12 protein-coding genes are annotated in these 12,611 nt (G+C 55.3%); 10 read left to right on the forward strand and 2 right to left on the reverse strand.

What is annotated here, in order from left to right; genetic code table 11:
* Positions 1–28 precede the first annotated feature (28 nt).
* Together J2Y91_RS02860 and J2Y91_RS02865 are read right to left on the reverse strand one after the other, a co-directional pair.
* Positions 29–448, reverse strand: coding sequence for a hypothetical protein (locus tag J2Y91_RS02860; RefSeq protein ID WP_048915043.1), 420 nt, complete (start codon positions 446–448; stop codon positions 29–31).
* Positions 449–555: 107 nt separating this feature from the next.
* On the reverse strand, positions 556–891 hold the full coding sequence (locus J2Y91_RS02865) for a DUF2002 family protein (protein ID WP_048915042.1): 336 nt from the start codon (positions 889–891) through the stop codon (positions 556–558).
* 150 nt (positions 892–1,041) lie between these two features.
* Between J2Y91_RS02865 and J2Y91_RS02870 the strand changes: the two genes are divergently transcribed.
* The 10 genes from J2Y91_RS02870 to emrA all read left to right on the forward strand — a co-directional run bounded on the left by J2Y91_RS02870 (position 1,042) and on the right by emrA (position 12,600).
* Entirely contained in the window at positions 1,042–1,365 is a 324-nt protein-coding gene (locus J2Y91_RS02870; RefSeq protein WP_253537217.1) for a DUF883 family protein, read from the forward strand.
* 290 nt (positions 1,366–1,655) lie between these two features.
* Entirely contained in the window at positions 1,656–1,898 is a 243-nt protein-coding gene (gene nrdH / locus J2Y91_RS02875; protein ID WP_253537235.1) for a glutaredoxin-like protein NrdH, read from the forward strand.
* Between the two features lie 4 nt (positions 1,899–1,902).
* On the forward strand, positions 1,903–2,313 hold the full coding sequence (gene nrdI / locus J2Y91_RS02880) for a class Ib ribonucleoside-diphosphate reductase assembly flavoprotein NrdI (protein WP_133622919.1): 411 nt from the start codon (positions 1,903–1,905) through the stop codon (positions 2,311–2,313).
* On the forward strand, positions 2,286–4,436 hold the full coding sequence (nrdE, locus tag J2Y91_RS02885) for a class 1b ribonucleoside-diphosphate reductase subunit alpha (RefSeq protein WP_301291988.1): 2,151 nt from the start codon (positions 2,286–2,288) through the stop codon (positions 4,434–4,436). Before nrdI ends, nrdE begins: the two co-directional genes overlap by 28 nt.
* 104 nt (positions 4,437–4,540) lie before the next feature.
* Complete coding sequence (gene nrdF / locus J2Y91_RS02890; RefSeq protein ID WP_133622917.1) at positions 4,541–5,500, forward strand: class 1b ribonucleoside-diphosphate reductase subunit beta; 960 nt, start codon at positions 4,541–4,543, stop codon at positions 5,498–5,500.
* A gap of 395 nt (positions 5,501–5,895) precedes the next feature.
* Positions 5,896–7,092, forward strand: a complete 1,197-nt coding sequence (gene proV / locus J2Y91_RS02895) for a glycine betaine/L-proline ABC transporter ATP-binding protein ProV (RefSeq protein WP_253537238.1) — start codon at positions 5,896–5,898, stop codon at positions 7,090–7,092.
* The gene (gene proW, locus J2Y91_RS02900) at positions 7,089–8,255 is read left to right on the forward strand and encodes a glycine betaine/L-proline ABC transporter permease ProW (protein ID WP_253537241.1); all 1,167 of its coding nucleotides are present in this window, start codon (positions 7,089–7,091) and stop codon (positions 8,253–8,255) included. The genes proV and proW overlap by 4 nt, the downstream gene beginning before the upstream one ends.
* Positions 8,256–8,323: 68 nt before the next feature.
* Positions 8,324–9,319, forward strand: a complete 996-nt coding sequence (gene proX / locus J2Y91_RS02905; protein ID WP_253537245.1) for a glycine betaine/L-proline ABC transporter substrate-binding protein ProX — start codon at positions 8,324–8,326, stop codon at positions 9,317–9,319.
* Between the two features lie 1,416 nt (positions 9,320–10,735).
* The gene (gene mprA / locus J2Y91_RS02910) at positions 10,736–11,266 is read left to right on the forward strand and encodes a transcriptional repressor MprA (RefSeq protein WP_048915033.1); all 531 of its coding nucleotides are present in this window, start codon (positions 10,736–10,738) and stop codon (positions 11,264–11,266) included.
* A gap of 161 nt (positions 11,267–11,427) precedes the next feature.
* Entirely contained in the window at positions 11,428–12,600 is a 1,173-nt protein-coding gene (emrA, locus tag J2Y91_RS02915) for a multidrug efflux MFS transporter periplasmic adaptor subunit EmrA (RefSeq protein WP_048915032.1), read from the forward strand.
* Positions 12,601–12,611: the final 11 nt, after the last annotated feature.

The raw sequence follows: 12,611 nt of genomic DNA on the forward strand, positions 1-12,611 counted from the left end.
ATCGCTCCGGCCTGAATCGTTTATCCGCTTAGCCGCGCGCGCCCACCGGGTTCATGATGGTTTGCAGGATTTCCGGCTCAATTTTATACATTCCCCCGTAGAACGGGTCCACCACCAGCCAGCCGGGGAAGCCAAGCAGGGGAATATTGCCGAGCAGATACCACAGATTCGGGCTCTCTTTCAGCGGCAGGGTTTGCGGCACGTAGCCAGGCCGTTCCAGCATCACCCGGTATTTTTTCTTGCCGAAGTAGCTGCCGTTCGACTTAAGAAGGCTGACGGTTTTTGGCGTATAGCCTTCAGCCACCGCGATGCCCGTCTCATCCTGCACCACAAACTTCACCCCCGGGGGCTGAGTTTGCAGGGTCACATCCTGACGCTCACTGCCGACAATCGTCGCGCATCCACTTAACATCCACGCTGCTGCCAGCGCTGCTATCAGCCGTTTCATGGTTAACCTGCTTTTATCCCAACATGACAGTAGTCTAAGCGTTGCGTGAACAAACAAGCGGGCTAATAGCGTATGAATTGGGCGCTTATTCCAGCCTTGGCCACCAGTCAGCCAAACATCTTTTCCAGATAGCGCTCAAGTGCCATGCGCGAGCTGAAGCCGTGGGGGATGCCGTAATGGTCGTTCGATTCCCCGGCCAGATACATCGGGAAACGCACATAGTGGTCGCAGGTTTTCACGTCTGATGATGCCAGTGCCAGCGACTGGCTGCGCTCCTTTAACGTCGGGTGGATCACCAGTGCCGTCCGCCCGAGGCGCGCCTCGCGATTGACGTAGACATAGTCTTCACCACGACGATAACCGTAGGTTTTTGTGGTAACCGCGTCCATTTCAAATCCCGCTTTTTCCAGTACGCGAGCAACCTCATCAGGTCGTAGATACATGCTTATTCCTCTCAGTCTGCCAAACCCCGCAACCTTACAACGGCTGCGCAGTCAGGGCTTTCGGATTAGTCCATAAACGCCGCCCGGCGGTTGGCGTTATGTGAAGCTGTTCTATACTAATAGTAGGTTTTTACAGTAAGGGAGCAAAAAATGTTCAACCGGACATCGAAAAATAACGATATCGACCTGAATCAGGATGTTTCCCAGCTGGCGGACAGCCTTGACGATCTGCTGAAGTCTTACGGCAGCAAAACCAAAGATGAAGTGGACGGCGCGCGCTCACGCGCAGAAGCGCTGTTGAAAGAGACGCGGGCGAAGCTGCACGGTAATAACCGCGTAACTCAGGCGGCGAAAGACGGTGCAGGACACGTTGATAACTACGTGCGCGACAAACCCTGGCACGGAGTTGGCATTGGTACCGCGCTGGGTATTTTTATCGGTGCACTGATCGCGACGACCACATCCTCACGCTGATTATTGGCAAAATTTAACTGATTGATCATCGGCCCGTGGCGAAAGCTGCGGGCTTTTTTATTGCCTGAAAATTTTTTATCTGACGCAAACCTTGCGGCACAAGGGCTGGATGCGAGGTGGATTACCAAATGCAAAAATACTATATGTTGTGTGGTTGCATTTCGGCATCGCTATATCTAGTATTTACTCCATCAAGACCACGCAACAAGTTGTGGTCGCGGCGGCGCCAGTAGTGTTACCAGAAAGCGCCTGTTAAGCCAGTCAAACAGCCATCAAGGTAAATACGAATCATGCGCATTATTATTTACACTAAAGATAACTGTGTCCAGTGCAATGCAACAAAAAACGCGATGGACAAGAAAGGGATTGATTATCAGCTGATTAATCTGGACCACGAGCCGACCCACGTGGACGCGCTGAAATCGCTGGGCTACCGTCAGGTGCCGGTGGTCATGGCGGAGCAGGACCACTGGAGCGGCTTCCGCCCGGACAAAATCCAGGCCCTGAGCCAGCTGGCACAGACGCGGGGATAAGCTCATGACAACGCTGGTCTACTTCTCCAGCCTGTCAGAAAACACCCATCGTTTTATTACCCGTTTAGATCTGCCAGCCCGGCGTATCCCGCTGGATAACGCTCAGCGCCTGCAGGTCGATGAACCTTACATCCTGATAGTGCCGAGCTACGGCGGCGGCACCGCTCAGGGTGCGGTGCCTAAACAGGTAATTCAGTTTCTGAATGACACCCACAATCGTCAGCTGATCCGCGGCGTTATCGCCGCTGGCAACCGCAATTTTGGCGAGGCTTTTTGCCTGGCTGGCGACATTATTGCGCGTAAATGTCAGGTGCCTTACCTCTATCGCTTTGAGCTGATGGGCACCGCTGACGATATCGCTAACGTTTACCACGGAGTAACCCAATTTTGGCAGCGACAGACAGCACACTCATAGAGGCCCAGCCGGCCACTGCCGATTATCACGCGCTCAACGCGATGCTTAATCTGTACGATGCCGAAGGCCATATTCAGTTTGAAAAAGATCGCGAGGCTACGCGCCAGTATTTTATCCAGCACGTGATCCCTAACAGCGTGCGGTTCGATTCCATTGCTGAACGCCTGCAGTATCTGGTTTCCGAAGGCTATTACGAAGCCGACGTGCTGAATGCCTATCCGTTTGAGTTCGTCTGTTCGCTGTTCCAGCAGGCTTATGAGCGCCGTTTCCGCTTCCAGACCTTCCTCGGCGCGTGGAAGTTTTACACCAGCTATACGCTGAAGACCTTCGACGGCAAGCGCTACCTGGAAGGCTTCACCGAGCGCGTCTGCATGGTGGCGCTAACGCTGGCCCAGGGCGACCAGGCGCTGGCGCACGCGCTTACCGATGAGATCCTGTCCGGGCGTTTCCAGCCTGCAACGCCCACCTTCCTCAACTGCGGCAAGCAGCAGCGCGGTGAGCTGGTCTCCTGCTTCCTGCTGCGCATTGAAGACAATATGGAGTCGATTGGCCGCGCGGTGAACTCAGCCCTGCAGCTCTCCAAGCGCGGCGGCGGCGTGGCGTTCCTGCTCTCTAACCTGCGCGAATCCGGCGCGCCGATCAAGCGCATCGAGAACCAGTCGTCCGGCGTGATCCCGGTGATGAAGATGCTGGAGGATGCGTTCTCTTACGCCAACCAGCTCGGCGCACGTCAGGGTGCTGGCGCGGTGTATCTGAATGCGCACCACCCTGATATCCTGCGCTTCCTCGACACCAAGCGCGAAAATGCCGATGAGAAAATCCGCATTAAAACGCTGTCGCTCGGCGTGGTGATCCCGGATGTGACCTTCCAGCTGGCGAAAGATAACCAGCCCATGGCGCTGTTCTCACCCTATGACGTTGAGCGTATTTACGGCCTGCCGTTTGCCGATATCAGCATCAGCGAAAAGTATGAAGAGATGCTGGCCGACGAGCGCATTCGCCGCACCTTTATTAACCCGCGTGAATTTTTCCAGACGCTGGCCGAGATCCAGTTTGAGTCCGGCTATCCGTACATCATGTTTGAAGACACGGTGAACCGCGCTAACCCGATCCACGGGCGCATTAACATGAGCAACCTGTGTTCGGAAATTTTGCAGGTCAACACCCCCACCGAATACAATGATGACCTCAGCTATCGCCGCATCGGCAAGGATATCTCCTGTAATCTGGGTTCGCTGAATATTGCGCACACCATGGATTCGCCGGACTTTGCCCGCACGGTTGAGATTGCGGTACGCGGCCTGACGGCGGTTTCCGATCAGAGCCACATCCATTCAGTGCCGTCGATTGAACAGGGGAATGCCCAGTCGCATGCTATTGGCCTCGGGCAGATGAACCTGCACGGTTACCTGGCACGCGAAGGTGTCCACTACGGTTCCGAAGCCGGGCTGGATTTCACCAATATCTACTTCTACACCATCACTTATCACGCGCTGCGAACCTCAAACCTGCTGGCGCGCGAGCGGGAAAGCACTTTCAGCGGCTTCAGCGATTCGCGCTATGCCAGCGGTGAATACTTTCATCAGTACGTTGAGCAGAGCTGGCAGCCGCGCACCTCGCAGGTTGCCGAGCTGTTTGCCGCAGCCGGGATTGCCATCCCGACGCAGCAGCAGTGGCGCGAGCTGAAAGAGTCGGTGATGCAGTACGGCCTGTATAACCAGAATTTACAGGCGATCCCGCCGACCGGTTCAATCTCGTATATCAATCACGCCACGTCGAGTATTCACCCGATTGTGTCGCGCATTGAGATCCGCAAAGAGGGCAAGACCGGGCGGGTGTACTACCCTGCTCCGTTTATGAATAACCATAATCAGCAGTTTTACCGTGATGCCTATGACATTGGCCCGGAAGCGATTATCGACACCTACGCGGAGGCAACGCGCCATGTCGATCAGGGGCTGTCGCTGACGCTGTTCTTCCGCGATACCGCCACCACGCGCGATATCAATAAGGCGCAGATTTACGCGTGGAAGAAAGGGATAAAGACACTTTATTACATCCGCCTGCGCCAGATGGCCCTGCTGGGGACCGAAGTGGAAGGCTGCGTCTCCTGCTCACTGTAAAAACAACGCTGCGGGCGGGGCATGCCCCGCCCCTACGAATAACGCACCGCATAGCGTAGGGTAAGGCATGCCTGCCCCACCAGGATCCGCCCAGGAACAACACCATGAAATTAAAAAAAGTTCACGCCATCAACTGGAACAACATCGAAGACGAGAAAGATCTGGAAGTGTGGAACCGCCTGACCAGCAACTTCTGGCTGCCGGAAAAGGTACCGCTGTCTAACGATATTCCGGCGTGGAACTCCCTGAATGCCGATGAGCAACAGCTGACCATCCGCGTGTTCACCGGCCTGACGCTGCTCGATACCATCCAGAACACCCTCGGCGCTCCGGCGCTGATGGCCGATGCGCTGACGCCGCATGAAGAGGCCGTGATGTCGAACATCAGCTTTATGGAAGCGGTACATGCCCGTTCGTACAGTTCGATCTTCTCCACGCTGTGCCACACCAGCGATGTTGATGCCGCCTACGCCTGGAGCGAAGAGAATGCCCCGCTGCAGCGCAAGGCCGAGATCATTCTGCAGCACTACTACGAAAACGACCCGCTAAAGAAGAAGATCGCCAGCGTGTTCCTCGAATCGTTCCTGTTCTACTCTGGCTTCTACCTGCCGATGTACTGGTCGAGCCGCGGCAAGCTGACTAACACCGCCGATCTGATCCGTCTGATTATCAAAGATGAGGCTGTTCACGGTTACTACATCGGCTACAAGTATCAGAAAGCCCTGGAAAAAGAGACGCCGCAGCGCAAAGAGGAGCTGCAACAGTTCGCCGTTGAACTGCTGCTGGCGCTGTATGAAAACGAAATTGAATATACCGATGCGCTGTACGCAGGCGTCGGCTGGCAGGAAGAGGTGAAAAAGTTCCTGCATTACAATGCCAACAAGGCGCTGATGAACCTCGGCTACGAGGCGCTGTTCCCCTCTGAGATGACCGATGTTAACCCGGCTATCCTCTCGGCGCTGTCGCCAAACGCCGATGAAAACCACGACTTCTTCTCCGGCTCCGGCTCCTCCTATGTGATGGGTAAAGCGGTCGATACCGAAGATGAAGACTGGAACTTTTAATCTCTTCAGCAGTGGCTGCCGACGGCAGCCATTTTTCGCCGCCCCCCAGTTTTATTAGTCATTAAATTTCAGCCATTCACCTGCCGATTATTGAGATAAATATGACAGTTTTCTGACGATTATTTTCCGCGTATCCCTCCCCAATTACACACCAATTACGGCCCTACCAGGACCATTCTCAACAGAATATTCATTTTTTTCACCCTCGCTCAATCCGCTGCAATCCCTTACCCGCTCTGGCATTAGCCAGGACGGACATCTCATTATGCATTTTTGATCTGGCCATTTAGGGTTGTCTCAGATTCTGAGTGTGCTACGGTATAGGCCGATAATATTTGACCACACAGAAGAGATAATATAATAAAACCCACCAATAACCGGGAATGAATTAATGCATGGCTATTAAATTAGAAGTTAAGAATTTATATAAAGTCTTTGGGGAAAATCCCGAGCGCGCATTTAAGCATATTGAAAAAGGGATCAGTAAAGAGGCACTGCTGGAGAAAACCGGCCTGTCTCTTGGCGTGAAAGACGCCAGTCTGGCCATTGAAGAAGGCGAGATCTTTGTCATCATGGGGTTATCCGGCTCAGGGAAATCCACCATGGTTCGCCTTCTCAATCGTCTGATAGAACCCACCCGCGGCCAGGTCATCATTGATGGCGAAGATATTGCAAAAATATCTGATAGCGCATTACGCGAAGTCCGCAGAAATAAAATCAGCATGGTATTCCAGTCATTCGCACTGATGCCACATATGAACGTGTTAAATAATACCGCCTTCGGCATGGAATTAGCTGGCGTCCCGTTACAGGAGCGCCAGGATAAAGCCATGGATGCGCTGCGCCAGGTGGGTCTGGATAATTATGCTCATGCTTATCCCGATGAACTCTCCGGCGGGATGCGTCAGCGCGTTGGATTAGCGCGTGCGCTGGCAATTAACCCCGACATATTATTGATGGATGAGGCTTTCTCCGCGCTCGATCCCCTGATTCGTACCGAAATGCAGGATGAGCTGGTGAAATTACAGTCGCGCCATCAGCGCACTATCGTATTTATCTCTCACGATCTCGACGAAGCGATGCGCATTGGCGACCGCATTGCCATTATGCAGGGCGGCGAAGTGGTGCAGGTCGGCACCCCGGATGAGATCCTGAATAATCCGGCCAATGACTACGTGCGCACCTTCTTCCGCGGCGTCGATATCAGCCAGGTATTTAGCGCAAAAGATATCGCCCGCCGCAGTGCCGCCGCGCTGATCCGTAAAGCGCCCGGCTTCGGCCCGCGCTCGGCAATCAAACTGCTGCAGGATAATGACCGCGAGTATGGCTACGTGCTGGAAAAACAGCGCTTTGTCGGCACCGTATCGATTGACTCGCTGAAGGCCGCGCTGGCCGCCGGTGAAGGGCTGGACCAGGCGATGCTGGCAAGCCCGACGCCGGTGGCGGCCGAGACTTCGCTGAGCGATCTGCTCTCCCACGTGGCGCAGGCACCCTGCGCGGTGCCGATTACCGGCGACGAGGGTCAGTACATCGGCATTATTTCCAAAGGCATGTTATTGCAGGCATTAGATCGTGACGGGGGTCAGGCATGAGCGAGCAAACCAGTAATCCGTGGGACACCAGCGCCCAGACCACCCGCGCACCTGCTGACGGTAGCACGGCCACCAGCAGCAGCGATCCGTGGGGTTCTCCCTCGGATACCGCCACCAGCCAGCCCGCACCCGATGCGGCAGCAGGCGGCAGTTCGGACGCCTGGGGCACTCCCTCCGGCGGCGGGCATGACGCGGCGACCAGCGGCAGCGACTGGCTGAACAACGCTCCGGCTCCGCAGGCCGAGCACTTCAATATTCTTGACCCGTTTCACAAAACGCTGATCCCACTCGACGGCTGGGTAACCACGGCGATTGACTGGATCGTTTCCCACTTCCGCCCGCTGTTTCAGGGGATCCGCCTGCCGGTGGACTATATCCTCAGCGCCTTTCAGCACATGCTGCTGGGCATGCCGGCCCCGGTGGCGATTATAGTCTTCTCGCTTATTGCCTGGCAGCTCTCCAGCCTCGGCATGGGCATCGCCACCCTGGTGTCGCTGATTGCGATTGGCGCGATTGGTGCCTGGTCGCAGGCCATGGTGACGCTGGCGCTGGTGCTGACCGCCCTGCTGTTCTGCATTATTATCGGGCTGCCGCTTGGCATCTGGCTGGCGCGCAGCCAACGTGCGGCAAAGATTATTCGTCCACTGCTCGATGCGATGCAGACCACTCCGGCGTTTGTTTACCTGGTGCCTATCGTGATGCTGTTCGGCATCGGTAACGTACCCGGCGTGGTGGTGACCATTATCTTCGCCCTGCCGCCGATTGTGCGCCTGACCATTCTGGGGATTAAGCAGGTACCCGCCGATCTGGTGGAAGCCGCAGAATCCTTCGGAGCCAGCCCGCGCCAGATGCTGTTTAAAGTACAGCTGCCGCTGGCGATGCCGACCATTATGGCCGGGGTTAACCAGACCCTGATGCTGGCGCTGTCGATGGTGGTTATCGCCTCGATGATCGCCGTGGGCGGCCTCGGCCAGATGGTGCTGCGCGGGATTGGCCGCCTCGATATGGGGCTGGCAACCGTCGGTGGCGTCGGCATCGTGATTCTGGCGATTATCCTCGACCGCCTGACCCAGTCACTTGGCCGTGACAGCCGCAGCCGCGGTAACCGCCGCTGGTACGCCAGCGGTCCTCTGGGGCTGATTACCCGCCCGTTCGTCAAATAACGCTTCCGGCGGCGCCCGTTGCGCGCCGCCTGCCTCCTCCGCAAGACCCATGATAAAAAGGAATAACTATGCGCAAGATGACCTTGCTGGCCGCTGCATTCACCACTCTGGCTACCGTTCAGGTTTCTGCCGCCGATTTACCGGGTAAAGGCATTACCGTTAAGCCGGCTCAGAGCACCATCACCGAAGAGACATTCCAGACGCTGCTGGTGAGCCGCGCGCTGGAGAAGCTCGGCTACACCGTCGATGACCCGAGTGAAGTTGACTATAACGTGGCTTACACCTCGATCGCCGCAGGTGATACGACGTTTATCGCCACCAACTGGCAGCCGCTGCATGATGATATGTATAAGGCCGCCGGCGGCGATGCCAAATTCTATCGCCAGGGCACCTATGTGCAGGGCGCGGCGCAGGGGTATTTGATCGACAAAAAAACCGCTGAGAAGTACCACATTACGCGTATCGACCAGCTAAAAGATGCGAAAATCGCCAAACTGTTTGATACCAACGAAGACGGCAAAGCCGATCTGACCGGCTGTACGCCTGGCTGGGGCTGTGAAGCGGTGATTAATCACCAGATACAAGCCTACGACCTGAGCAACACCGTGGAGCATAACCAGGGAAACTATTCGGCGATGATTGCCGATACCATCACCCGCTTTAAAGAGGGCAAGCCGGTGCTGTATTACACCTGGACGCCGTACTGGGTAAGCGATGTACTGGTTCCGGGCCGTGATGTGGTGTGGCTGCAGGTGCCATTCTCCTCCATGCCGGGCGAGCAGAAAGATGTGGATACCAGGCTGCCGAACGGGGCGAACTATGGCTTCCCGGTGAACACCATGCATATCGTGGCGAACAAAGCCTGGGCGGAGAAGAATCCAGCCGCGGCGAAGCTGTTTGCCGAGATGAAGCTGCCGATTGCCGATATCAATGCGCAGAACTCGCGTATGCACCAGGGCCAGTCTTCCGAAGCGGATATTAATGCTCACGTTGACGGCTGGATCAAAGCGCATCAGGCCCAGTTCGATGGCTGGGTGAAAGACGCGCTGGCTGCGGGTAAATAAATCAGCCTTGATTACCGGTTAACGCGGGGCGACCCGAAAAGCGGTCGCCCCCTACATTGAGTCCGCGTGGCCAATAGGATTTTCGCAGGGGGCGACCTTCTTTTCGGTCGACCCATGCATTGAGTCCGCGTGGCCAATAGGATTTTCGCAGGGGGCGACCTTCTTTTCGGTCGACCCATGCATTGAGTCCGCGTGGCTAATAGGATTTTCGCAGGGGGCGACCTTCTTTTCGGTCGACCCATGCATTGAGTCCGCGTGGCCAATAGGATTTTCGCAGGGGGCGACCTTCTTTTCGGTCGACCCATGCATTGAGTCCGCGTGGCCAGGATGATTTTCGTAGGGGGCGGCCTTCTTTTCGGTCGACCCATGCATTGAGTCCGCGTGGCCAATAGGATTTTCGTAGGGGTCGACCTTCTTTTTCGGTCGACCCATGCATTGAGTCCGCGTGGCCAATAGGATTTTCGCAGGGGGCGACCTTCTTTTCGGTCGACCCATGCATTGAGTCCGCGTGGCCAATAGGATTTTCGTAGGGGTCGACCTTCTTTTTCGGTCGACCTTATGGCGCTACAATCCTAAATTCGGGGCGACCCGAAAAGCGGTCACCCCCTACGGTTATCCTGCCAGGCGGACAACTGGTTTGTCCTGTCAATTATCATGTGAGTAAAATAGTTTTCTGGATTACTATTAGCCTATGAGACATTTCTTTAGTCCACATAGATTGTCATGAACGCCTCCCGCTCTGGCCTTAATCTCGTCCAGATTGCGCCAGTCTCTGCCGCTAGTGCTCTGCCCCTCGCCTGTTACCACGATGCCCAATCCACTGCTGGCCCTGATTATCGGGATTCTGCTACTCGACCTGCCGCTGCAGGCCGGGCACATTACTCATCTGAGTGCGATCGTTCAGCCGGGTATAAGGTTTGTACAATCGGTGTTTTGTTAACCTTACTTAACCTTTTTAACGGGTGGTACGGCTTGATTTCCAGGGCGCTGGCCAATGATTTTTTGCGGAAAAAATGAAGTTTTTTCAGACACCACGGCCTGTTAACGCATTTCGCACTCTGGTAAGGTTATGCGCAATTTATTCAGGCTGGTTATTTTTTCACGTGAAATTATTCAGTTATTGCGTAAAAAGCGCTCGGGTAATTCACTAATTTTGTTACCGGGTTACTGTCCCATTTTAATACTGCTCCATCACCAACTTGTGCCAGCCCAATCGGTTTTTGGCCTGCTGTGTACCCCATTGTATGCACAGCATTGCTCTTTCGCGCACTAAGCGCCCTGGGTTATGGAAAGACCTGGAAACTACTGATGATGACAGCAGCATAGTGAACACCATCACAGGCTGGCGAAATGTCGCGTTACTTTATTAGTCATCATCGTTACTATACCAGTTGCAACTAGTGAGGTTCCTTCAGAATGGAAAGTTCGTTTACCCCTATTGAACAGATGCTAAATTTTCGCGCTAACCGTCAGAAAGATTTCCCCCTTCAGGAGATTATGCTGACGCGTCTCTGTATGCATATGCAGAGTAAATTGCTGGAAAATCGCAATAAAATGCTCAAGGCTCAGGGGATTAACGAGACGCTGTTTATGGCATTGATTACGCTGGATGCACAGGAAGACCACAGCATTCAACCGTCAGAGCTGAGCTCCGCTCTCGGATCTTCCCGTACCAACGCCACCCGTATTGCTGATGAACTGGAAAAACGTGGCTGGATTGAACGCCGTGAAAGCGATAACGATCGCCGCTGCCTGCACCTGCATTTGACGCCTAAAGGAAACGAGTTCCTGCGCCAGCTGCTGCCACCGCAGCATCAGTGCCTGCAGTTACTGTGGTCATCGCTCAGCGGTTCCGAAAAAACACAGCTGGAAGCGATTACTCGTAAGCTGTTGAACCGACTGGATCAGATGGACGAAGAAGAAGTGGTCGCCTCACTCTCTCGTTAATAGTTCCCGTAATAGCATATTGTGCGACACACCATTTACTGGAAACCGCTACTTTAAGCCCCCTCATGCCAGCGCTAATCACGCTGGCATTTTAGACTTGGGCGTTCGTCACCCGTGATGATGGAGACGAGCCCGTATGGCAAGAAAACCTGGAGAAAACCATGAGTGCAAGCGCGGTGGAACAAAACCCGCAGCAGCCCAAAGATAAAAAGAAGACGCGTAAACGCGCGCTGATTATCCTGGCTGTGCTGTTCGTCATTATCGGGGTGGCTTATCTGACTTACTGGTTCCTGGTGCTGCGGCACTATCAGGAAACTGACGATGCCTATGTTGCTGGAAACCAGGCGCAGGTGATGGCGCAGGTTTCAGGTAGCGTCAATAAAGTGTGGTTTGACGACACTGATTTTGTCAAAAAAGGCGATGTGCTGGTGACGCTTGACCGCACGGATGCTGAGCAGGCGTTTGAAAAAGCGCAAACCGCTCTCGCCACCAGCGTGCGCCAGACGCATCAGCTGATTATCAACGGCAGGCAGTATCAGGCCACTATCGATTTGCAAAGAACGGCGCTCGACCAGGCGCAGGCGGATTTACGCCGCCGTGAACCGCTGGGTGCCGCAAACCTGATCGGTAAGGAAGATCTGCAGCACGCGCGTGATGCCGTCGCCACCGCCAGGGCACAGCTGGATGTGGCAGTGCAGCAATACAATGCCAATCAGGCGGCGGTGCTCAACACCTCGCTGGAAAATCAGCCGGCGGTAAAACAGAGCGCGGCGGAGCTGCGTGATGCCTGGCTGGCTCTGCAGCGCACGAATGTGGTCAGCCCGATTGACGGCTATGTCTCACGCCGCAGCGTTCAGGTCGGTTCGCAGATCTCCACCACCACCCCGCTGCTGGCGATCGTGCCGGCAAATAATCTGTGGGTGGACGCTAACTTTAAAGAGACCCAGCTGGCAGGCGTGCGCATCGGCCAGCCAGCGACCGTGGTAGCCGATATCTACGGTGATGACGTGATTTACCACGGCAAAGTGGTTGGCCTGGATATGGGTACCGGCAGCGCGTTCTCCCTGCTTCCGGCTCAGAACGCCACCGGTAACTGGATCAAAGTGGTGCAGCGCCTGCCGGTACGTATCGAGCTCGACCCAGCGGAGGTCGCGAAGCATCCGCTGCGCATCGGCCTGTCAACGCTGGTGAAAATCGATACGGCTAACGCTGAAGGCGCGGTGCTGGCGACCAGCGTGCGCAGCAAACCGGCCTATGAAAGTAGCGCTCTGGCGCTGGACCTGGCGCCGGCGAATGCCCTGATCGCTGATATCATCCGTGCCAATGCCGGCTAAGCCAGCGGGAG

It is taken from the genome of Erwinia aphidicola (assembly GCF_024169515.1).
Lineage (GTDB): Bacteria > Pseudomonadota > Gammaproteobacteria > Enterobacterales > Enterobacteriaceae > Erwinia > Erwinia aphidicola.